Source organism: Dokdonia sp. R86516 (genome assembly GCF_044596715.1).
Lineage (GTDB): Bacteria > Bacteroidota > Bacteroidia > Flavobacteriales > Flavobacteriaceae > Dokdonia.
Map to the genome: position 1 here is coordinate 2966110 of NZ_CP138998.1, position 22700 is coordinate 2988809.

At 38.5% G+C, this 22700-nt stretch carries 18 protein-coding genes; 10 read left to right on the forward strand and 8 right to left on the reverse strand.

The features are described from left to right. Positions 1–7: 7 nt before the first annotated feature. The 4 genes from SJY23_RS13325 (at position 8) to SJY23_RS13340 (ending at position 4854) form a co-directional block, all read left to right on the forward strand. Entirely contained in the window at positions 8–937 is a 930-nt protein-coding gene (locus SJY23_RS13325) for a DUF1835 domain-containing protein (RefSeq protein ID WP_396596718.1), read from the forward strand. 3 nt (positions 938–940) lie between these two features. Then, positions 941–1831 carry a nucleoside phosphorylase gene (locus tag SJY23_RS13330; RefSeq protein ID WP_396596719.1) on the forward strand — a complete coding sequence of 297 codons (891 nt, stop codon included), beginning with the start codon at positions 941–943 and terminating at the stop codon, positions 1829–1831. Positions 1832–1943: 112 nt separating this feature from the next. Next, on the forward strand, positions 1944–3998 hold the full coding sequence (gene ppk1 / locus SJY23_RS13335) for a polyphosphate kinase 1 (protein ID WP_396596720.1): 2055 nt from the start codon (positions 1944–1946) through the stop codon (positions 3996–3998). A gap of 4 nt (positions 3999–4002) precedes the next feature. Next, positions 4003–4854 carry a substrate-binding domain-containing protein gene (locus SJY23_RS13340; protein WP_396596721.1) on the forward strand — a complete coding sequence of 284 codons (852 nt, stop codon included), beginning with the start codon at positions 4003–4005 and terminating at the stop codon, positions 4852–4854. A gap of 251 nt (positions 4855–5105) precedes the next feature. On the opposite strand, the gene SJY23_RS13345 is transcribed toward SJY23_RS13340, so the two are convergent. Next, a complete protein-coding gene (locus SJY23_RS13345; RefSeq protein WP_396596722.1) occupies positions 5106–5771 on the reverse strand; it encodes a uracil-DNA glycosylase in 666 nt (221 codons plus the stop codon). 118 nt (positions 5772–5889) lie between these two features. On the opposite strand from SJY23_RS13345, the gene SJY23_RS13350 reads away from it, so the two are divergent. From SJY23_RS13350 to SJY23_RS13360, 3 genes are all read left to right on the forward strand, one after another. Next, positions 5890–8067, forward strand: coding sequence for a DNA mismatch repair protein MutS (locus tag SJY23_RS13350; protein WP_396596723.1), 2178 nt, complete (start codon positions 5890–5892; stop codon positions 8065–8067). Positions 8068–8082: 15 nt separating this feature from the next. Next, positions 8083–8493 carry a thiol-disulfide oxidoreductase DCC family protein gene (locus SJY23_RS13355; RefSeq protein ID WP_396596724.1) on the forward strand — a complete coding sequence of 137 codons (411 nt, stop codon included), beginning with the start codon at positions 8083–8085 and terminating at the stop codon, positions 8491–8493. A 245-nt stretch (positions 8494–8738) separates the two neighbouring features. Continuing rightward, on the forward strand, positions 8739–9296 hold the full coding sequence (locus SJY23_RS13360) for a hypothetical protein (RefSeq protein WP_396596725.1): 558 nt from the start codon (positions 8739–8741) through the stop codon (positions 9294–9296). Between the two features lie 99 nt (positions 9297–9395). Here the strand turns inward: SJY23_RS13360 and SJY23_RS13365 are convergent, their stop codons facing one another. From SJY23_RS13365 to hisS, 4 genes are all read right to left on the reverse strand, one after another. Further along, positions 9396–10880, reverse strand: coding sequence for a lipopolysaccharide biosynthesis protein (locus tag SJY23_RS13365; protein ID WP_396596726.1), 1485 nt, complete (start codon positions 10878–10880; stop codon positions 9396–9398). 9 nt (positions 10881–10889) lie between these two features. Continuing rightward, positions 10890–12173, reverse strand: a complete 1284-nt coding sequence (locus tag SJY23_RS13370) for a glycosyl transferase family 1 (RefSeq protein WP_396596727.1) — start codon at positions 12171–12173, stop codon at positions 10890–10892. Continuing rightward, on the reverse strand, positions 12173–14599 hold the full coding sequence (locus SJY23_RS13375; protein WP_396596728.1) for a YfhO family protein: 2427 nt from the start codon (positions 14597–14599) through the stop codon (positions 12173–12175). Before SJY23_RS13375 ends, SJY23_RS13370 begins: the two co-directional genes overlap by 1 nt. A gap of 153 nt (positions 14600–14752) precedes the next feature. Beyond that, entirely contained in the window at positions 14753–16135 is a 1383-nt protein-coding gene (gene hisS / locus SJY23_RS13380; protein WP_396596729.1) for a histidine--tRNA ligase, read from the reverse strand. Between the two features lie 604 nt (positions 16136–16739). On the opposite strand from hisS, the gene SJY23_RS13385 reads away from it, so the two are divergent. Further along, complete coding sequence (locus SJY23_RS13385) at positions 16740–17975, forward strand: ABC transporter permease (RefSeq protein WP_396596730.1); 1236 nt, start codon at positions 16740–16742, stop codon at positions 17973–17975. Between the two features lie 87 nt (positions 17976–18062). Beyond that, on the forward strand, positions 18063–19496 hold the full coding sequence (locus tag SJY23_RS13390; RefSeq protein WP_396596731.1) for a sodium:solute symporter: 1434 nt from the start codon (positions 18063–18065) through the stop codon (positions 19494–19496). Between the two features lie 45 nt (positions 19497–19541). On the opposite strand, the gene SJY23_RS13395 is transcribed toward SJY23_RS13390, so the two are convergent. The 3 genes from SJY23_RS13395 to SJY23_RS13405 form a co-directional block, all read right to left on the reverse strand. Beyond that, the gene (locus SJY23_RS13395; protein ID WP_396596732.1) at positions 19542–19925 is read right to left on the reverse strand and encodes a CoA-binding protein; all 384 of its coding nucleotides are present in this window, start codon (positions 19923–19925) and stop codon (positions 19542–19544) included. 403 nt (positions 19926–20328) lie between these two features. Next, the gene (locus SJY23_RS13400) at positions 20329–20946 is read right to left on the reverse strand and encodes a trimeric intracellular cation channel family protein (RefSeq protein WP_396596733.1); all 618 of its coding nucleotides are present in this window, start codon (positions 20944–20946) and stop codon (positions 20329–20331) included. After that, the gene (locus tag SJY23_RS13405; RefSeq protein ID WP_396596734.1) at positions 20946–21671 is read right to left on the reverse strand and encodes an RDD family protein; all 726 of its coding nucleotides are present in this window, start codon (positions 21669–21671) and stop codon (positions 20946–20948) included. The genes SJY23_RS13400 and SJY23_RS13405 overlap by 1 nt, the downstream gene beginning before the upstream one ends. A gap of 35 nt (positions 21672–21706) precedes the next feature. Between SJY23_RS13405 and SJY23_RS13410 the strand changes: the two genes are divergently transcribed. Continuing rightward, on the forward strand, positions 21707–22699 hold the full coding sequence (locus tag SJY23_RS13410; RefSeq protein WP_396596735.1) for a stage II sporulation protein M: 993 nt from the start codon (positions 21707–21709) through the stop codon (positions 22697–22699). The last annotated feature ends 1 nt before the right edge of the window (position 22700 follow it).

The window sequence follows — 22700 nt, forward strand, 5'->3', positions numbered from 1 at the left end:
CCGTATTATGAAAAAAACGTTGCACGTTACTAATGGTGACAGTCTTAATGACCGCCTATTAACCATGAAAATAGAGGGAGATTATGCAGTATGGAGAGAGATGCTTTGTGAGGGGAAAACTATAGTAGATCTTACAAGTAGGGCTTTTAGAAAAGCACGTGTTGATTTTTTTAAAAATAACTACCCTGACCAAGCAGGAGGTTATGACGAAATATTTGGTAGTCAGCTAGCCATTATTGCAGATGCTCATCAATATGAAGAGATTGTATTGTGGTTTGAATATGATCTTTTTTGTCATATAAATATGCTTGCGTGCATAAGTTTTATAAAATCTCAAGGGTACAAAGCAAATGTTTACCTAGTATGTAGCGGCAGGGTTTCTGGAGAAAAGGAACTATTTGCCCTATCTCAACTATCTCAAAAGCAGTTACTGATTCATTATAAAGATAAAGTACTTCTTACTAATCATGATCTTTTTATTGCAGATGACTTATGGAGACTTTATTGTGGTAAAGACCCACTTAAGTTAGATCCAAAAAGAGCCAAAGATTCTAATTTTATTTACTTGTCTAATTGCATAAGTGCTCATAAAGAACGTTTTCCTAGCGCAATTACAGGTCTCAATACGCTAGAGACAAATATGCTTAGACTCATAAGGACATACAACATCAAGACAGAACATCAATTATGTGGCTATATGCTCAATTATCAAGGGTACTATGGCTACGGTGATATACAAATCAAGAAAATGATAACTCGTATGTCTCCATTTTTTGAAAACATAGACAATCGTCTCGTTTTAACAGAGAAAGCAAATAACATTCTAGACAATTCAATTAATGTATTTCAAGAAATGAAGTACCCCTGTACATTAGGAGGTGCATCAAAATATGAATATGTTTACAACGACGATAACCATCAACTCACAAAAACTTAATACATGGCAATAGCACCATCAGAACTTATACTTAATCCAGACGGTAGTATTTATCACCTTAATTTACGTCCAGAGCATCTTGCTCCTACAGTAATCACAGTAGGAGATCCTGATCGTGTAGATACGGTTACAAAATATTTTGATAGTGTGCGTTTTACAACACAAAAGCGCGAATTCAAAACAAGTACCGGAACTTATAAAGGAAAAGAAATCACAGTTATTTCTACTGGAATAGGCACAGATAACATTGACATTGTACTCAACGAACTTGACGCGCTGGTTAACATTAACCTAGAAACAAGAGAGATCAACGAAACGCATACTAGCTTAAATATTGTACGCATAGGCACAAGTGGTTCTATTCAAGCAGATATACCCGTAAACTCCTTCTTAATGAGCCGTTATGCGATAGGTCTGGATGCCCTACTCCACTTTTATGATAGTAAACACGTACAGCATCCAGTAATACAAAAAGCTTTTATAGAGCACATGTCATGGGCTCCAGAAAAAAGTGAACCTTACGTAGTTTCTTGTGATGAGCAACTTGCAGCAAAATTTGCTTCAGATACAATGGTGGATGGATTTACTGCTACAAACATTGGATTCTATGGTCCACAGGGAAGAATGTTAAGACTCAAAACAACAGACGCTACCATGAATGAGAAGCTAGGAACTTTTTGCTTTCGCGAAAGCGCAACTAGCAAAGAGCTTAAGGTTACTAATCTAGAGATGGAAACTTCTGGAATATATGGCCTAGCAAAATTACTAGGACACCGTGCTGTATCTCTCAATTGTATTATTGCCAATAGAGCAAATATGACTTTTAGCGATAAACCTACTGAGCAAACCGAAGCTCTTATCCAGTATACACTTGATGCACTCACAAAAGATTAATACGTTTTAGGTTAATATCATTTCTTTAAGAGGAGCATTTACTGCTCCTCTTTTAACATAGACTTAATCCTTCCAGGGGAGTGCTTTTGTACATTTGAGTAAATACTCTGAGATGATTAAACTTACCGACGAAAATTTTAGACATAGAGATTTAAACTGGCTTAGTTTTAACGAGCGTGTACTTCAAGAAGCCGAAGATGTAGAGAATAATCCGCTGTATGAGCGTCTCAAATTTCTAGCGATATATTCCACTAATCTAGATGAGTTTTTTAGAGTTCGCGTGTCACAATTGCGCCAACTCAAAAGAGTAAAAAAAGAAATTAGAAAGCAATTATCCCTTAAACCTAATAAGATTGTTAAGGAGATCAAAGCAACGGTGCATGAGCAACAGCAACGTTTTGGCCACACTTTTAGAAAAGTGATTATCCCAGAGCTAGAAAAGCACCATATCCACATCCTTACCTCAAAAACTTATACAGACAAGCACAAAATTCTTGCAGATGGCTGGTATGCTTCTACCATAAGAGAGCATATTGATATTAAAAAGGTTGATGTTGGAGCAAAGAATGATATCTTTCTAGAAGACCAATCACTATACTTTTACGTTCTCTTTAAGGACAACTCAAAGGTGGGATTTGTAACAATCCCTACTCATAAAGTAGATCGCTTTGTACACCTACTCAAGGAAAGTGGAGAGCATTATCTTACTTTTATAGACGATATTATCCACTATAAAATGGACACAATTTTCCCTAATGAGGAAATACGTGGCATTTTTGAAGTAAAGATATCTAGAGATGCTGAGTTATATCTAGATGATGAGCTAGATGGTATTCTTGCAGACCGTATTTATGAGTCTTTAAAGAGACGACACAAAGGGCAACCTACGAGGTTGCTTTATGATGCATCTATGGATAAAGATGATGCAAAGAAATTACGAAAACTCTTGCGTGTAGGTAAGGTAGACATGATGCCAGGCGGTCGCTATCACAACTTTAATGACTTTTTTCAGTTTCCAGACCCTACCGAAAATCCTGATTTACATTTTGAAAAGAAACCATTAATAAAACATAATGCTCTCGAGAATGCTACAGATTACTTTAAAGTATTAAGAGACAGAAATCATCTGGTGCATTTTCCGTTTATGTCATTTAACTATGTGGAGCGTTTTATAGAGCAAGCCTCAGAAGATAAAGATGTAACAGAAATAAAGATTTCCCTATATCGGGTAGCAAGTGAATCTCCACTTACTTCGGCGCTACTTAAGGCGTTAGATAATGGTAAAAAGGTGTTCATCTTTATAGAAGCAAAAGCTCGTTTTGACGAAGAGAATAACATTACTTGGGGACGCACTTTTGAAGAGAAAGGAGCTACCGTTATTTATAGCTACCCGCGTATCAAGGTACATTCTAAAATATTACTTATAAAGCGCAAAGAGGAAGGAAAAAACCGTCGATACATCTATATAGGTACTGGTAACTTTAATGCAAAAACCTCAAAAATCTATGCAGATCATGGCTTCTTTTCGGCAGATAAAAAACTGGGCAAGGAATTAAACCGAGTCTTTAAAGTACTAGAAGGAGACCTCATTGTACCTCGTAACAAGCATTTGCTTGTCTCTCCTTTTACAACACGACGCACTTTTGAAAAGCTCATTAATGATGAGATTGATTTTGCTCAGTCTGGCAAACATGCAGAGATAAAAATAAAAATGAATAGTCTTGAGGATAAGGATATGATTAAATTACTCTACAAAGCAAGTCAAGCTGGGGTAAAAATCACAATGCTTGTGCGCGGCTTTACCGCTCTTATCCCTGGAGTAAAAGGGCTGAGCGAGAATATCTACATGACCTCAATTTTAGATAGATATCTGGAGCATGGCCGTATTTACTGGTTTAATCATGATGGTGATGAGCAGCTATTTATGGGAAGTGCAGACTGGATGACAAGAAATCTAGATAGACGTATTGAAGTTCTTGTGCCCATTACAGATGCTGATTGTCGTAAAGAGTTGATGGAGATTTTTAACATTCAGCTATCAGATAATGTAAAGGCTCGTATTCAAAATAAAGAAGAGAATAACGCTTTCGCGAAAGCAGAAAAAGAAACACCAAAAATTAGATCACAATATGCTATTTTTGACTATCTAAAAGCGAAGCACAATTAAGCATATGACTACAGTACGAATAGGTGGAGTACCAGAACATTTTAACCTTCCTTGGCATCTTGCAATAGAAGATGAAATGTTTAAAGAACAGGGAGTAGATGTACAGTGGATAGATTTTCCAGAAGGTACAGGTGCTATGAATAAAGCTTTGCGTGATAACGAGATTGATCTAGCAGTTATTTTAACTGGCGGGATCATTAAGGACATCGCAAATGGTAATCCATCAAAGATTTTACAAATATTTGTCTCTTCTCCACTACAATGGGGGGTGCATGTTGCTGGTAATAGCACCTTACAATCCCTAGAAGAACTTGAGAACAAAGTATGTGCAATAAGCCGCTATGGCTCTGGATCTCACGTAATGGCTCACGTTCAAGCAGAGCAAAGAGGCTGGAATACAGAGGAGCTTAAATTTGAAGTAATAAACACCTTAGATGGCGCTATTACAGCACTTACAGAAGGTACTGCAGATTATTTCATGTGGGAACACTTTACTACAAAACCTATTGTAGATAAAGGAGTCTTCAAGAGATTAGGTGATTTTCCTACACCTTGGAGTTGCTTTGTAATCGCAGGTAGGGAAGATTTTGTTTCTCAAAACAATGATGCTATCAAAGTCGTACTAGAAACTATTAATACAGTATCTGCAGATTTTAAAAATATACCTTCCATAGACCGCACACTTGCAAATAGGTATGAGCAGCAGCTAGAAGATATTCAAAAATGGCTCACAATGACCACTTGGTCTCAAGATCAGATTACAGACAAGGAAATTGTGCGTATTCAATCAAGACTATCAGATTTAAAAATGATAGATAATCAGCTTGATGCGAGTCTTTTCAAGAAATCTCTTTAAATTTATTAAGCACGCACGCAACCTTTCCCATTGATATGTATCTATAGGGAACAAACTACTTATTTTTTTTAATGACCATTTTTTTTATTGTGATGGCAATCCTAATTGCTATCAATTTCCTGCTATTGCAATTTTCATGCAATGAAGTTGCAGAACCTGAAGCAGAGGAAGAAGAATAATATTCAACCTTTAAAGTAAACGGCGCTGAAAGCTAATTCAAATTTTCGGCGTCGTTTTTTTTATGTCTTGTTTTACCAGTTTATTGGCGCTTCTCCTTTGCTCAGTAAAATCTCATTTACCTTACTAAAATGCTTATTACCGAACCAGTAACCACGGTTTGCGCTTAGTGGTGATGGATGTCCAGAGAGTAGGATAAAATGTTTTGACGCATCTATTTTTCTACCTTTCTTTTTGGCAAATCCTCCCCAGAGTAAGAAAATAATGTTTTCACGCTTTCGCGAAAGCGTATCTATCACCACATCTGTAAACTGCTCCCAGCCTTGCTTTTGATGAGATCCTGCCTCGCCTGCTCTTACTGTAAGCGTTGCATTAAGAAGTAACACTCCTTGTGCTGCCCATCTATCTAGATTACCAGATACTGGTGTAGGTAGTCCCATATCTGTTTCTAGCTCCTTAAAGATATTTTTAAGTGATGGAGGATGCGCTACGCCATCTTGCACAGAAAAGCAAAGTCCGTTAGCCTGTCCAGCTCCGTGATAAGGATCTTGACCTATAATCACGACTTTTACCTTATCAAAAGGGCAATGATCAAAGGCAGAAAAAATCTCCCCAGCCGGCGGATAGCACGTGTGGGTAGCATACTCCTCCTTTACAAATGTGGTAAGCGATTTAAAATAAGGCTTCTCAAATTCGGCAGTGAGTTCTTGCTTCCAGCTGTCTTCTATATTTACGTGCATAATCCGTATTTTTGTATAAGAGTTTGTCATTGCTATTAGACAACTCAAAGCTAGAGAAAAAAGAAATAATTACAGAGCCGTTGTGGTTCTATTACGCTTTCGCGAAAGCGAGATCCCTATGATAAAAATCAATAAAAAGACACTTCAAGACTTAGAATTTGATATTGTTTGTGAGCAGGTTTCTGAGCGTTGTACGACAGAAAAAGGTAAAGCAAAAGCGCTCACCATAGAGCCCTACCCTACACCTAAACAAGCGCTTTTTGGCCTTCATCAGACTAATGAGTACCTGTCTTCTAGAACGGCAGATAGTGCAATACCTAATCACGGCTTTGATAGTCTTGACCACGAGTTAAAATACCTAGCCATAGAAGATAGTACCCTTGAGAAAGGGAGTTTTAAAAAACTATCTAGCATCTCTGAGACGGTAAATATTCACCTCAAGTTTTTTAAAAAGTTTGAAGAACTCTACCCTACGCTTTATAGTACTGTAAGGGAAACAGAGTATACCACAGCGATTATAGATGCTGTCACAAGAATAATAGATAAGTATGGCGAGGTGCGCGATGATGCAACACCTACCCTAGGCACCTTACGCCGAGCGATTAACCAAACTAAAGGTCGTATAAACTCAAGCTTCTCTAGCGCACTAGGGCAGTATGCTGGTTATGGCTATCTAGATGACATACGCGAGACTATAGTAGATAATGTGCGTGTACTTGCTGTAACTGCGATGCATAGACGTAAGGTAAAAGGTTCTATTATGGGTAGCTCAAAGACGGGGAGCATCACCTATATACAACCAGAAGCTACGCTACAGGCGCAGCGCGAACTCAACAACCTTATTTTTGAGGAAGATGAAGAGGTAAAACGTATTCTTAAAGAACTTACTAATGCGATGCGTCCTTTCATCCCGCTATTTGAGGAGTATCAAGAGCTACTGAGTGACATAGATGTAATAGCCGCAAAAATGAAGTATGCCGAAAAGCTGAATGGCCTACTTCCTAAAATTACTACAGATAGAGAACTTACCATAAAAGATGCCTATCACCCGCTACTTCTTCTTAATAATAATGCAAAAAATGAGAAGACGTATCCTCAAGACATACATCTAGATCAAGGGAGTCGCATTATTGTGATTTCTGGGCCTAATGCCGGCGGTAAGAGTATCACTCTAAAAACCGTAGGGCTGCTGCAAGTAATGCTACAAAGTGGTATGCTTATACCGGTACACGAGTATTCTAGAATGTGCCTGTTTAATAAGATTCTTACAGATATAGGTGATAACCAGAGTATAGAAAATCACCTAAGTACCTACAGCTACCGCCTTAAGAATATGAACTACTTCCTTAAGAAGTGTGATAAAAACACGCTTATTCTTATAGATGAGTTTGGTACAGGATCAGATCCTGAGCTGGGAGGTGCACTGGCAGAGACGTTTCTTGAGGTTTTTCACGAGCGTGAGGCTTTTGGTATTATCACGACGCACTATGCAAATCTCAAGATGATGGCAAACGAGACGCCAGAGATTGTAAATGCAAATATGCTCTTTGATGCACGCACACTGGAGCCACTATTTAAGCTACATATGGGAGAAGCGGGAAGCTCTTTTACCTTTGAGGTGGCACAAAAAAATGGCATCCCCTACTCGCTTATAAACCGCTCTAAGAAAAAGGTAGAGCGTGGAAAAATACGTTTTGACAAGAGTATTGCAAACCTACAAAAGGAGCGCAGCAAACTCTCAAAAACTACTAGTTCGCTTAAAGCGAAAGAACAACAAGCCGCAAAAGAAAAAGCCCAACTCGCAGAAATAAATGAGAAGGTACAAAGTAAGCTAGAGGCTTACCAAGAACTGTATGACAGCAACCAGCGCTTGATTTACTTAGGTACAAAGCTAGATGGCATAAGCAAGAAATTCTATCACGATAAGAAAAAACGCGAACTCGTAGCCGAGTTTATGAAAATCGTACAGATAGAAAATAGTAAGCGTAAGAAACAAAGTGCAAAACAAGCCAAGGCAGAAAAAGCCAAAGCAATCGCCACAAAAAAAGAAGCCGAAAAGCACGTAAAAGTCATACGTGAGAAAAAGAAAGAGGCTAAGAAAACAGCACCAGAGGTTGTAAAACCAAAGGTGATTTTAAGAGAAGGAGATCGCGTGCGTATGTTTGACGGTAAGGCTGTGGGAGTGATAGATAGTATAGAAAAAGGCAAAGCCACCGTAGATTACGGGATGTTTACCACAAATGTTTCTCTAGAACAACTAGAGCTCGTACAACGCAAAAAGAAGAATGCTAAGTAATAGCCTATCATTAGTATGACTAAAAAAATCATCCTTTTTGACGGAGTTTGCAATTTGTGCAACGGGGCGATCACCTTTATCATACAGCGTGATAAGAAGGATCTATTTAGATATGCTCCATTGCAAAGCGAGATAGGAAAAGAACTTGCTGCAAAACATCATATAGATCTTGATAAGGTAGACTCTATCATTTTAGTGACTGAAGATAAAGCCTATGCAAAATCTACGGCGGCGCTTCACATTGCAAAGCAACTATCTGCTGGCTGGCCTTTGCTTGCTGTGTTTCTAATTCTTCCGAAATTCTTTCGTGATGCGGTTTATGATTTTATTGCCCGTAATCGCTATAAATGGTTTGGCAAAAAAGAAGCCTGTATGATTCCTACTCCAGAACTTAAGAGTAAGTTTTTGGACACTACACCTATGTAGTGAAAATCATTATTAAAAATAAAGCGTTATTTATATCATTAAATAACGCTTTTCTGATTATAAAAGTTTTGAAATAGCGCTTTTTTAATTTCTAAGACTCATACCGAGTACATTTTCGCGAAAGCGTAAACACCTATAAACACTGTACGTAACAAGGTTTTTCTATTTCTGGCACGCTGATTGCAAACTAACTAGCAAGCGTACACCGAAAGACGGTAACGTATCAACCCTAATACTTTTATATTATGAAAAAGCTATTAATCGCAGTTTTGTTTCTAGGAGGAATGACTGCACAAGCAAACACAGTGACAGATCTCGATCACACTACAGAAAGAGGGCCACGTTACAATGTACCACAGTCTATCACATTTACTGAGAGAGGTATCACCTTTGAGGTATATACAAATGGACAGTTTGATTTTACACAACGTGGTAATAGATATCAAACTCGCACACAAGGGCGCAGAGGTTTTAATCAAGGTACGCCGGGACACGCCTATGGTGTAACATATCCTTACAGAAATAACACTTTTGTAAAGTATAACCGTCAAGGTGAAATTTATAAAGTAGGTCGCAATCTCATAGATTACAACCGTCGTGGTAAAGTAAGACAGATAGGTTCTGTTGCCTTAAGATATAATAATGGTCGTCTAGATCGTGTAGGAGATATGAAGGTGATTTATAACAGAAGAGGTCGTATTGTAGATCTTGTAGATTATAACTACCGTACACACAGAGCACAGCGTGCAAACGGAAGAAATATAAAGATTAAGAAGAATAAAAAAATACGTGTACGAGGATAATTGTTAATCCTCAAATACTAACGATAACTTTGGTTGGTTTGTTAAAGCCTCGATTTACAATTGTAAATCGGGGTTTTTCTATGTTATTAAGCAAAGTTTCTATCTATTAAACACAGTATCAAGCACGCTATCGATCGCGTTATTGATATCTAAAGAAAGTTCAAGCTTATAAGAAAGTATGAGGTATATACTTCCTAACATAGTGCCTTTTACAACAATTGCCACTAGCGGATTAAAAGAAAAATCCCAAAAGTAAAACCCACAAAACAAGGTAGCAATCACTCCAAAGGTTAATAGCGACTTTTTAGAAAATGGTTGCATTTTAAATTTGGCTTGCACCACAAGTAATTTGGCAAGCGAGTAGCCTACCGTTGCGATAAGCGTTGCCACTCCTGCACCATTTATCCCCAGTGTGGGAATTAACACCATATTTAAAATTACTGCTACAATTACCGCCACAACACCTATTGCCAGTACAATTCGATAATAATCACTATTAAATACAATAGCATTATTTATACCCAGACAGTTATCTAAAAGTTTTGAAGCACTTATACAAAGTACTACATAAAGTGCCGTCGCATAGGCTGGACCTACAATGAGATAAAGGCTTTTGATATTACAGCATATCAGTAAAAATAACAAGCCAGAAATTACTAATAAACTCAGGCTACTTTTCTTGTAAAGTATGCGCATTTCCTCCCACTGTTTATTATTGAGCATACCTGCCACCATCGGATACGTAATCTGGTGCATTGCCCTCGCAGGCACACCTATCACCGTTGCGATGTAGATAGCTACTGCATAGTAAGCTACATTTTCTATCGCCACATATTTACCTATCATAAACTTGTCTATATCGATAAGCAAAGTCGCCACAGAACCCGCAATTATGATAAGCGTTGAGTACTTTATAATAGCGGTGCGCTGTCTATCAAGTTTTGAGGGATTACGCTTTCGCGAAAGCGTAAAAACAGGCTTTCGTTGTCCAAAGGCATAGAGCAGCATCACAATCATTCTCACTACGTAGATTGCAACCGTAAGCACTAAAAAAGTATCCACATTTATGATAGAAAAAGCCAGTAACACAAGAAGTAAGGTCACGCCCAAACGATGAAAAACCTCCTTTAAAAAATTACCGAACGTACTTTTGAGCTGCACTTTAGACCAAGAGAAAAATATCTCAAAATAAGCCGACGATAAGGCGATAATGAAGATATACCACACGTAGCCAGAAACAATCTCATTTTTTGACGAAAGGAAATCTGCAATTTGTTGATGTAAGAAATACGTGATTCCAGTAATGGGTAAAATTAAAAATAGTGGTAAAACCAGCATCCAACTTAGAAACCGATCTTGATCTTCTCCCTCAAAAGATGAGTAAAACTTGACTATCGTATTTTGAACCCCAAAAGCCAGAAAAGGCACTAAAATAAACGCGGTAGACAGAATAAAACTCACTAACCCATAATAGGTGTCGCTCATAAAGTTTACGTACAAAAACAGTGTATTTACGGCACCTAAACCAAAACCTAAGTAGGTCGTTATAAGATTCTGAAAAGATTGTTTTAATACGATTCCCACAGTTTTCTTTTATAGTTGCGCTATTAAATTACTCAGTTGTGCTGTGAGCTCTCTCCTATGATATTTGGCTACTTCTGTTGTATTACTTTCATAATTGAAGTCACCAGTAAATAACGCTTCAATTACTGATTTCAAGTTTTTCTCTTGACTGTAATCTACAAAACTACCTGTTGCTGTTTTTTCTATAATAGCTCCTATATCTGCTCCCTTAGGACCTATCGCGACTATTGGTCGCTGTGCGCTTAGGTATTCAAAAAGTTTTCCTGCTATGATGCCTTTCGTCTTATTGGCGTTAATTTCTATGAGGAGCAAGGCATTTGCTTGTTCTTGTAATCGTTGTGCTTCTTGATGACTTACATAACCTACAAGGTTTAATTGTGACTCTAGACCGGCTGCCGTTATTGCGTCAATGATTTCTTGACTTACTTTCCCTACAAGCTGTATTTCTAACGCTTTAGAAAAGGCTGGTAACTCATCACATAATTCTCTCAACACCTTCCACAACAACTGCGGATTACGGTCTGAGAGTAAAGAACCTATGTGAGATAGTACAAACCGCTCTGTAGGTTGATGCAGAGTGATTACTCTATCGTCAAATCCATTTGTGATAACGGTAATAGATCTTTCGGTAAGCGCTTGAAATTCTCGTTTTGTTCCTGGGCTGGTTACAATGATATGATCTGCAGTGGTGAGTACTTGCTTTTCTAACTGCTTGTGGCGCGCTTTTGTTTTGGCGGTCATTCGGAGTTTATCGTGATACCCAATAGTCGTCCACGGATCTCTAAAATCGGCTAACCAACTTAGGTTGGGTTTCCAGCTTTTGAGTTGGTTACCTATAAGATGTAGACTGTGCGGAGGTCCTGTAGTGATGATTTTTTCAATATTGTTTTCTTCGACGTACTTTTTCAAGTACTCCACAGAAGGTGCTACCCACCCTACTCTTGCGTCTGGCACAAAGAAGTTTCCACGCACGTAGAGCATCGCTTTTTGTAACAAACTTTGCTTTCCTTCCTTAGGTAAAATGCCCGATGAAATGGTTTTAGTTTGCTTTCGCGAAAGCGTACTCGCCCACCCATACGGCTCTTTAATAGGTTGTTTAATCACAGTCACCTTATCTGAAACCTCAGCAACCAAAGAATCATCTATAATAGGATAACTAGGATTTTCTGGAACGTAAACAATAGGTGCTATGCCAAATTCTGGTAGGTACTTTGTAAACTTGAGCCATCGTTGCACACCGGGACCACCAGCAGGCGGCCAATAATATGCGATGATGAGTACCTTGTTATTCATTAAGCCTGTGCTTCTGTATCACGGTTTTTTACCGTGTAGAATATTCCTCCCGCAACTAGTAAGAAAAGTAATAAACTACTGCCTAGCATAATCATCCCTCCGGTTTTTACCACTTGTGGTTCAAAAGTCATCACCACTTCGTGAGCGCCTGCAGGCACCTTTATACCTCTCAAGGCATAGTTTACTGGCAAAATGGTAGTTTCTACACCATCTACAGTAGCAATCCATCCATTTTTGTAATAGTTCTCTGCAAAGACCATAAAGCCATCGCTTCCATTTTCTACTTGGTACACGAGTTTGTTAGGTTGTACCTCTTTAGTTTGTACCACAGCTGTGCTATCTCTACGAGGCTGGAAGTTTCCTAGTTCCTCACGATATTCTTCACGGATGAGTACTGTATTTTTTGTGTCTACTTTTGTGAGACCATCAAACTCTGCATTATAATCTGGTACGTACTGTATCTCATTTACAAACCAAGCTGGACCGTTTGCTTCTGGGTTTTTGCTTATCCCCATACCCTGCTCACTATCTTGAAGGATGTATTTTACATTGTACATATTAAGCACCTCAGCATTACCCTGAGCAATCTGCTGATTGTATAAATCATCAATCGTACGCGGTTGTACAGCAGAATAACCGTTAAGCGAATTGAAATAGTACGAAGTATGGCTATTATTAAATCCTCGAGCAAGATCAATCACACGGAAATAGCTATCATCCTTAAGCATCTCCTCATCTGCTGGAGTAATCTGGAAGTTTTGATCATATTGTCGCTGGGTGATGAAGTTTTCTTCATTTACAGAACGTCTATCTACACCTACAAGGTCAAAAACTATGAGCGCACCAATGGTGATTATTGCAATGTTTTCTGAAATCTTTTTCTTGAGCGTTAACCACAGAGCGGTTCCTATAAAAAGCACAAATAGTAAAGACCTCAACACATCACTTTTTAATACAGCGAGGCGATCTTCTTTTATGGCATTTAATATTTCTGGTTGCTCGATGGCCATCTGTCCTTCGGCGGCAGAGCGTAGGTTAAATAAGCTTCCGCTAAAAAGGTAGAGTATCACAAAAAGACCTGCTAGCGAACCTATAGCGATAAGCAACTTCTTTTGCTTTTCGGCTTGATCTACTCGGTCGTTTAAAAATCTGTGTAACCCTACCATTGCAGCGATAGGTAACAGTAATTCTAAAATCACCTGTATACTCGTAACCGCTCTAAACTTATTATATAACGGAATGTAGTCAATAAAGAAACGTGTAATTCCTTCTACGTTTTTTCCCCAACTTAACACGAGCGATACCATCATACCTGCTAGTAACCACCAGCGCAATCTTCCATTTACTAGAAACAGTCCTAATAATGCAAGTGCAAAAACGGTTACTCCAAGGTATGGAGGAGCTTCTACAAAGGGTTGTTCTCCCCAGTACAATCTTGTTCCTTGCGCATAGTAACTTACTTCATTAGGAGGCACTCCTAACTCGCTTAACTTTTTCGCGAAAGCGGAATCACGACCCAAATCGGCAGCAGTACCGGTTCCCATAAAATCTGATGCAATGAGATTGAGAGACTCTAGCTTTCCATAACTCCACTGCGTTATGTAATCAAAGCCAAGACCGTCTTCTACGGCGTCTTTTGCTAGATCATCTTTTAATAATTGCTCGCCACGTATACTTGTCTCTGCATACTCTGCAGTAGCAAGTAAGGTGGTTGCGTTTGTAGCGAGACCTAATAGTACGGCAATTACTAGTATTCCCGAAGCTTTAAAGAAATGTGGAAGTTGATTTTTCTTGATAGCATCTATGAGGTATGCAATCCCTAAAATCACACAAAGCAACCCTAGATAATAGGTCATCTGGTAGTGATTAGCCTGTATTTCTAGCCCCATTGCAACGGCAGTGAGTAAAAATCCCCAGAGATATCGTTTCTGATACGTGAGTATAATACCCGCAAGTACGAGCGGAAAATAACCTATGGCGTGCACCTTTGAATTATGCCCTACGCCTATAATGATAATGAGATAGGTAGACAGGCCAAAGGCAAGCGCACCAACTACAGCAAGCTTCCAAGGAACGCGCATCACAAGCATTAACGCATAAAAAGAAATAAAATATAGAAAAAGATAATCTGCTGGGCGTGGTAAGAAGCGAATCACACGGTCCAACTTATCCATCATATCATACTCAAACCTCGCTCCCATCTGGTAGGTAGGCATCCCTCCAAAGGCACTATTAGTCCAGTAGGTCTCCTCACCAGTCTCTGCTCTAAAATCTCGATGCTGCTTTGCCATCCCTTCATAGAGCTTGATATCATTTTGATAAATGCGCTTTCCAGATAACACCGGATTGAAGTAAACCAGCGCCACGACTATAAAGCCAAGTACAACTAGAATATGCGGAAGGAGTTTTTTAAAATCGATGTTCATAGGTGTTATGTCAATAGTCGTTAGTCACCGAGCTTCCCGTTCTTGAAGGGTGGCTCTGTTTTAATTTCTCACCGAGCTTTCCCCGTCCCTAAAGAGTAGCTCGGTTTATTCATTATAATTCTTACTCCCTTTAGGGCTGGGGAAATAAAAATTTTATTTCAAAGCTGCTACTAGCTCATCTATGCTTACAGTCTCTTGTGAGCCTTCTGCCATATTTTTGAGCGTGTATTGTTTTGCATCCATCTCTTCTTTTCCAGCTAGTACTAAATAAGGAATATTACGACGGTTTGCATAGGTCATTTGCTTTTTCATTTGCTTATTGCTCGTCACAGCATCTGGATATAACTCGGCTGAGATTCCTGATTGGCGTAGCTTGCTTATCGCTTGCATTGCATAACCCGCTTCTTGATCACCAAAGTTTACAAAAAACACTTTTACACCTTCTGTCGCCTCTTCTGGAAATAAGCCTAGCTCTTCTATTACAAGGTAAATACGGTCAAGACCAAAAGAGATCCCTACACCACTCATATCCTTAAGCCCAAAAATACCTGTAAGATCTGCATAGCGACCACCGCCACCTATACTTCCCATCTTTACACCTTCTGGAGCACTTACTTCAAAAATAGCTCCCGTGTAATAATTGAGTCCGCGGGCTAGGGTTACGTCTAGTTGTAGTGTTGCGGTTTGTAAACCTAAGTTCTCAATGGCATCATTGATAAATAGCAGTTCGTTAATTCCCTCCATTCCCATCTCAGAATCTGCAAGCAAGGTTTTAAGTGTTGCTAGCTGATCACCAAAAGAACCAGATAGTGTAAACAACGGTGCTACCTTATCTATCGCCTCTTGAGTAATGCCTTTGGCAAGCATTTCTTTAGTAACGCCCTCTTCTCCTATTTTGTCAAGCTTATCTAGCGCTACGGTAAAATCTATGAGTTTATCACTTGCGCCTATCACCTCTGCAATACCAGAAAGTACCTTGCGGTTGTTCATTTTGATAGTCACTCCTTCTAGCTTTAATGCGCTAAAGACAGCATCATATAACTGTACAAACTCCACTTCTTGCCATAGAGAATCACTTCCTACCACATCTGCATCACACTGATAGAACTCGCGGAAACGTCCCTTCTGTGGACGGTCTGCTCTCCATACGGGTTGCATCTGGAAACGCTTAAATGGGAATACAATATCATTTTGATGTTGTACTACGTATCTCGCAAAAGGTACCGTAAGATCGTAACGAAGTGCTTTTTCTGAGATTTGTGGTGTGAGTGCTGTTGAGTCCGCTTTCGCGAAAGCGTCATCCTTCACCTTACGTAAATAGTCACCACTATTAAGAATCTTAAATATCAAGCGATCACCTTCTTCTCCGTACTTTCCCATCAAAGTGCTGCTGTTTTCAAAACTAGGCGTCTCGATAGGTTGAAAACCAAAACGCTGAAACTGCGTGCGTATGGTGTTCATAATATAGCTGCGCTTTGCAACTTCTTCTGGTGAAAAATCTCTGGTTCCTTTAGGTATAGAAGGTTTTGTACTCATATTATATGTTAGACGTTAATCCTTTACGTTTATATTTTGGTAATCTGGTAATTGATTCTATTAGAATATCACCTACATTTTAATTATGCTAGAGGCTATTACTCTTGCTTACATCTACCTGACTCTCTCTTCATAGAGAAATACTGTTGCGGAAAATGATCTGTTTACGCTTTCGCGAAAATGTGATAAACATCCACCAAAAGCTATTTTACATTAATCATTGCTGAGAAGATGTTTACCGTCAAATCTCTGCAAATCCACTACCAACATTACCAAACGGCATTGCACAAATATCTTAAAAAATGAGGGGTTGCGAGCAAGATTTTGAAACTTTGACAAGACTTCTTATTTCATTCTCTTCTTCTCTTGTAAGTCGCTATTCAAAAACAGTGCTCTATAGCCCCGATTGTAGTGTAAATCCCGCAAGCAATGGCGTGGCCATGCTGAGGAATTGCAACGGAAAGCGGGAGGAAACGCTAGCAAATACACAGAACTTAATACGCTCCTAAAAGCTAAAACAAAAAAGAATCTAGAAATAATGGTAACGTTTTGACCACTTGATAGTCTTATTGTAAATTGTTCCAACCAATTCTGATCTAAAAATATGTTTTCACTCTTCCGCGAGAATCTTCGTATTGCCTTTGATAGTATCAAAAGTCAGCTTCTTAGAACTGTCTTAACCGTTTTTATTATTGCGATAGGAATTACGGCTTTAGTAGGTATACTTAGCCTTGTAAAGGCGCTTGAGAATACAATAAGCTCAGATTTTGCAAGTATGGGAAGTAATACCTTTAACCTGCAACGTTATGAGTTTACCTCTAGACGCTCTGATGAGAAGCAAGTCATTAACCCGATTATAGGCTATCGTCAAGTAAAAGAATTTACAGAACAATATAACTACCCTACTGCGCTTACGGCTATTTCTTTTCAAGGAACACGTAGTGCTGAGGTGAAGTACGAAAGTGACAAAACAGATCCAGAAGCAAGTGTGGTAGGTGTGAATGAAAACTTTTTAAACAACTCTGGACTCAAACTAGAAAAAGGAAGAAACTTTACTTCTTTTGATATTGATAACAACACACGAGTTTGTGTATTAGGGAGTGACTTTTATAAAAATATATTTAAGGATGATAACCCCATAGGGAAAACCATAAGTATACGAGGCACCAAATTTAACGTAATCGGGATGCTAGAGGAAAAGGGTGCCACCTTTGGGAACAATCAAGATTTACGAGTACTTATCCCTATACAAGTTGCGAGAACGATGTTTACCCAACCTAACATAAACTACAACGTGAGTGTAATGGTAGAAGACACAGAGCTGCTAGACAGCGCTGAGGAGGAAGCCATTCTCACCTTTAGAAACATACGTGGTCTCTCACCTGTAGAAGATAATAACTTTGGTATAGGCCGTAGCGACGACTTGATTAATCAGATTAGTGAGATTACTGGTGTACTAGGTGTTGCCGCCTGGGTAATTAGTATTATCACCATTTTTGGTTCATGTATTGCCCTTATGAATATTATGCTCGTTTCTGTAACGGAGCGTACACGGGAGATAGGTGTGAGAAAAGCACTGGGCGCTAAAAAATCTGTAATTGCTGCACAATTTCTTTATGAAGCAATTATCGTTGGACAGCTAGGCGGACTTCTAGGAATCATACTTGGTATAAGTATAGGAGCACTAATAGCCTCTGTCGCTGGGTTTGTATTTACAACTCCTTGGGGAGCAATCATTGCGGCCACAATTATCACTTTTGTCATAGCTATTCTATCCGGATTATTTCCTGCTATAAAAGCTGCTAAGCTTGACCCAGTAGAGTCATTGCGTTACGAGTAGTAGGTGGTAATTATCTAGATAATTTTATTCTTACAATCTGCAATTATTTATCAAAAGGCTATATTCGTATGACCTAACGATTCATGTATGCAACCCATTCATATTTTACTTCTCATTGGAGGATACTTTGGTGTCTTAATGCTTATAAGTTACCTTACAAGTAGAGGAGATTCTAACACAGATTTTTTTAAAGCAGGAAAGCAATCCCCTTGGTACCTTGTTGCTTTTGGCATGATAGGAGCTTCACTATCTGGAGTTACCTTTATATCTGTACCTGGATGGATTGAGGCATCAAGCTTTAGTTACTTTCAAGTCGTACTTGGTTACACTGTGGGTTATGCGGTAATAGGCCTCGTACTACTCCCACTCTACTATAAATTGAACCTTACTTCTATCTACACCTATCTAGAAGGAAGATTTGGCACCTATTCTTATAAGACTGGAGCTTCTTTCTTTTTACTAAGCAGAATTATAGGTGCGAGTTTTAGATTGTACCTAGTTGCAAACGTATTACAGCTACTCGTTTTTGATGAGATGGGTGTACCATTTTTTGTAACAGTAACCCTCACCATCATCCTTATCTGGCTATACACCTTTAAAGCTGGTATCAAAACTATTGTGTGGACAGACACATTACAGACACTCTTTATGCTTATCGCGGTGGGTGTGGCTATCTACTTTGTGAGCGATGAGATGGGTCTCAATGCAGGAGCGGCTTTAGATCTCATTTCTAATAGCGATATGAGTCAGATTTTCTTTTTTGACGACTGGAAAAGTGGTGACTTCTTTGTAAAGCAATTTTTATCTGGAGCTTTTATTTCTATTGTAATGACAGGGCTAGATCAAGATATGATGCAAAAAAACCTTACTTGTCGTAATCTAGGTGATGCTCAAAAAAATATGTTTTGGTTTACTATCGTACTTACCATTGTAAATCTTGTATTCTTAGCACTAGGATTATTACTCACTGTATATGCTTCTCAAAATGGAATCGATGCTCACAAAGACCAACTCTTCCCTACAATTGCTGTAAATAGTGGCTTGGGAATAGGACTCGCTATTGTTTTCTTACTGGGATTAATTGCAGCTGCATATTCAAGTGCAGATAGCGCACTTACATCACTTACCACGTCTTTTAGTATAGACATACTAGACATCGAAAAAAAATATGATGCCGTAAAGCAAGTAGCAGTGCGCAAACGCATCCACATTGTAATGTCGCTTTTACTCATTGCCGTGATCATCATATTTAAATACGTAATTGCAGATGCTACAGTAATCGCAAAACTATTTACGTTTGCTGGATATACATATGGACCTCTCTTAGGCCTGTATGCTTACGGACTCTTTACAAAATGGAATGTAAAAGACAAGTTTGTCCCAGTAGTTGCCATTGCATCGCCTATTCTTGCATACATCATAAGTACGCTTTCGGCAGGAGTGGGATTTGAATTTGGGTTCTTTATATTAATCTTAAACGGTGCTTTGACCTTTTTAGGATTATTATTTATAAGAAAGTAGTTTATTACGATTTCGCGAAAGCGTACGTATAAAAACGAGAAAAATTTAATACTGGTCTGTGGCTAGTAATACTAGTGTACAAGCAACATCAACTTCTATATTGTGCTCTTGTAACTTTTTATAAAGAACGGGATTTTCTGTTCCTGGGTTAAAGATTACGCGCTTAGGAGCCAGGTTAATTATGAAGTCATAATAAGCCTCTTGCCGCTGCGGATTAAGATATAGTGTAATAGTATCTAAATCTTCTTTAAGCTCATCTACTGTCTCTAATGCTTGATCGAAAGTGATAATCCCTATATCACCTACCTTTCCTCCTCTTAACCCAACCGCAATAACGGGATGATTCTGAGCATTGAGACGTATGATTGCTCTATGTGAATATCTCTGTGGCTTCAATGAAGCGCCTATAACCATGGTTGCTTTTAACATAAGGTAAAGTTAAATAATAATTATGGTGTAACGTTGACTCTTTTAAACCGTCTATAGGGTAAGTTAACTTATTTGTTAGGAACGTTTTTAATTCGTTTTGATGGTTAGTGTTTATTAAAGACGATACCTAACAAAGAAATCCCGAGAACTCGAGTCTCGGGATTTTGTTTTTTGAGGCTTTTCAGGCCAAATACATCCTCCTTGGTTAAAATATTGTTAATTCAATCCTTGCCTTGAAACTTTGCTCACTTTTTCTCGTCTATAAGTATATACTGTAGTCTCAACACTAGAACTAGTATTTGGTTTTATAAATTATTTGAATTAGCCTTTAAAATATTTTAAACCTGTTTTCTAAAGAGTCTATTAGGTTTTAAAAGGTTTCTGCTAGCGCAGAAACCTTTTTTTATGCGTGTTGTTTTCTATAAACACTAGGTAAACTCCATTTCCTTACTACAGCAAGGGTTCTTATAAGAATAGTGATACTGCCTGCAACAAGCATAGCATAAACTTTAGGCATGCCGTAGGTTTCAAGTGACAAGTAGATACTTCCTCCTAGTATACATACAGTGGCATATATCTCTTTATGGAAAATCACAGGAATTTCATTACATAATATATCACGCAATACACCACCAAAACATGCAGAAATAGTACCTAGCACTACACAGATTACGGGATGTAACCCTGCTGCACTTGCAATTTGTACTCCAGCCATAGTGTATAAAGCAATACCAATGGTATCAAACAAGAACAAAGAACGTCTCACATACTTAAGCTGACTTCTAAAAATAATTGCTACAATAGTAGCAGCAAAAATCACGTATACAAACGTTATGTTAAGCATCCAGCTCACAGGGGTTTTCCCTATGAGTATATCTCTCAAGGTACCTCCCCCTACAGAGGTGACTAGTGCTATAATAAGAATTCCGAAGACATCCATCTTTTTGCGCATGGCCGTGAGCGCTCCGGATATCGCAAAAGAGATCGTACCTAGAATATCAATAATTGTAGTAATCTCCATTATTGCTGTGTGTAGTAGTTATAATCTGCAAGGACACGCTCTACAAATTGAATATTATTCTCGTCTGGAGTAGCTACATCCATTTTCTCCCTGAGCCTATCTGCTAGCTTTACAATCACATTGTGATTACCATTGCGCTTAGCATTTAAAAATAGTGTTTTAATAAGCTGTACATCTTTATCATTAAAAACGGTCACTTGAGGATAGGTAGGCACGTAATCTACGGGAATATCTACTATGAGACTATCAGAAAGACGTACACGTTTCTTTTCTGTTATTACGGTAGTACCTGCTGCCATATCTCCTAAGCGCTGCCCCTTCTCGCTTATAAGTATACTTACCACGGCAATTCCCCCAGAGGAACCCGCAATATCAATAATGCGCATAATCCATCGTACAAAGTAACTTCCAAACCCTGGTTTTGAACCATCTAGCTTGACTACTCTAATTTTCATGGCTGCTTTACCTGGTGTTTTTCCGTCCCAGAATGTTTCAAAAAGAATGTAATAAAGAAAAATAGGTAAGCCCAAAACCAAGTAGTAAGCCCAAATATCGCCCATAGACTGTGAGTCTAACCCAAATTGTGCAATCAAAAACAAAGAAAGAATCCAATAAGCAATCAAAATTACACCATCGATTAGATATGCAAGAATGCGATCGCCTATACTCGCAACATTCTGATAAATACTTACATTTTGGGCGGTTTCTATTTGAAAGTTATCCATATATTCTTTTTCTTTACCTCTATAACAAGTTGAAAATGCGTGAAGCTGCTTTTGTCAAGCAAAATAAGGATAAATGGTTAACATTCGAAAGTGTTCTGGTCAACAAAGATCAGATTCATCCAGATGAGCTATCTAGTCTTTACATGGAAGTGACAGATCACCTTAGTTATGCGCAAACATTTTATCCTCAAAGCAAGACTTTAGAGTATTTAAATCACCTTGCCTCTCAGTCACATCAAATCATATACAAGACAAAGCGTGAGTCAAGCAAGCGCTTTATAACATTCTTTACAGAGGAGTTCCCGCTTATTATGTATCGCTACCAGCGACAACTGCTTATCGCTTTTTTAACCTTTTTATTATTTAGCCTTATTGGCGCATATAGTGCTGCAAATGATGGCTCTTTTGTAAGAAGTATTATGGGTGATGGTTATGTAAACATGACACTCAGTAACATTGAGAAAGGTGATCCCATGGGTGTTTATAAGAAACAAGGTGAGCTCAATATGTTTTTAGGAATTACCATTAACAATATAAAAGTAGCATTGATGGCTTTTGTTTATGGGATATTCTTAACAATAGGATCGTTGTATATCATCATGCGCAACGCTATCATGCTAGGCAGTTTTCAATACTTCTTTTTTGAGCAAGGCGTAGGCTGGGAGTCTGTGCGTACCATATGGATACATGGTACTATAGAAATCTCAGTGATAATCATAGCAGGGTGCGCAGGCATGGTGCTAGGTAATTCTATTTTATTTCCTCAGACATACACGCGCCTAGAATCGTTTAAAAGAGGAATGAAAAATGGTCTCAAAATCGTTGTAAGCACCATACCACTATTTGTAATAGCAGGTTTTCTAGAAGGGTTTGTAACAAGACATACAGAAATGCCAGACTGGCTTACAATTGTAATTATTGCAAGCTCTCTCGCTTTAATCATATTTTATTACGTGTACTACCCTATTAAAAAACATAAAGAAGAAGCTGCTAGACTAGCGCTTATTCCTAATCTTGAAAATTTATAAT

Excerpts from the sequence above, each read along its gene's own strand:
- SJY23_RS13350 (WP_396596723.1), top strand. The coding sequence starts at position 5,890 with ATGATAAAAATCAATAAAAAGACACTTCAAGACTTAGAATTTGATATT.
- SJY23_RS13410 (WP_396596735.1), top strand. The coding sequence starts at position 21,707 with ATGCGTGAAGCTGCTTTTGTCAAGCAAAATAAGGATAAATGGTTAACA.
- SJY23_RS13400 (WP_396596733.1), bottom strand. The coding sequence starts at position 20,946 with ATGGAGATTACTACAATTATTGATATTCTAGGTACGATCTCTTTTGCG.
- SJY23_RS13330 (WP_396596719.1), top strand. The coding sequence starts at position 941 with ATGGCAATAGCACCATCAGAACTTATACTTAATCCAGACGGTAGTATT.
- SJY23_RS13395 (WP_396596732.1), bottom strand. The coding sequence starts at position 19,925 with ATGTTAAAAGCAACCATGGTTATAGGCGCTTCATTGAAGCCACAGAGA.
- SJY23_RS13345 (WP_396596722.1), bottom strand. The coding sequence starts at position 5,771 with ATGCACGTAAATATAGAAGACAGCTGGAAGCAAGAACTCACTGCCGAA.
- SJY23_RS13405 (WP_396596734.1), bottom strand. The coding sequence starts at position 21,671 with ATGGATAACTTTCAAATAGAAACCGCCCAAAATGTAAGTATTTATCAG.
- SJY23_RS13340 (WP_396596721.1), top strand. The coding sequence starts at position 4,003 with ATGACTACAGTACGAATAGGTGGAGTACCAGAACATTTTAACCTTCCT.
- SJY23_RS13385 (WP_396596730.1), top strand. The coding sequence starts at position 16,740 with ATGTTTTCACTCTTCCGCGAGAATCTTCGTATTGCCTTTGATAGTATC.
- SJY23_RS13370 (WP_396596727.1), bottom strand. The coding sequence starts at position 12,173 with ATGAATAACAAGGTACTCATCATCGCATATTATTGGCCGCCTGCTGGT.
- SJY23_RS13355 (WP_396596724.1), top strand. The coding sequence starts at position 8,083 with ATGACTAAAAAAATCATCCTTTTTGACGGAGTTTGCAATTTGTGCAAC.
- ppk1 (WP_396596720.1), top strand. The coding sequence starts at position 1,944 with ATGATTAAACTTACCGACGAAAATTTTAGACATAGAGATTTAAACTGG.
- hisS (WP_396596729.1), bottom strand. The coding sequence starts at position 16,135 with ATGAGTACAAAACCTTCTATACCTAAAGGAACCAGAGATTTTTCACCA.
- SJY23_RS13375 (WP_396596728.1), bottom strand. The coding sequence starts at position 14,599 with ATGAACATCGATTTTAAAAAACTCCTTCCGCATATTCTAGTTGTACTT.
- SJY23_RS13325 (WP_396596718.1), top strand. The coding sequence starts at position 8 with ATGAAAAAAACGTTGCACGTTACTAATGGTGACAGTCTTAATGACCGC.
- SJY23_RS13360 (WP_396596725.1), top strand. The coding sequence starts at position 8,739 with ATGAAAAAGCTATTAATCGCAGTTTTGTTTCTAGGAGGAATGACTGCA.
- SJY23_RS13390 (WP_396596731.1), top strand. The coding sequence starts at position 18,063 with ATGCAACCCATTCATATTTTACTTCTCATTGGAGGATACTTTGGTGTC.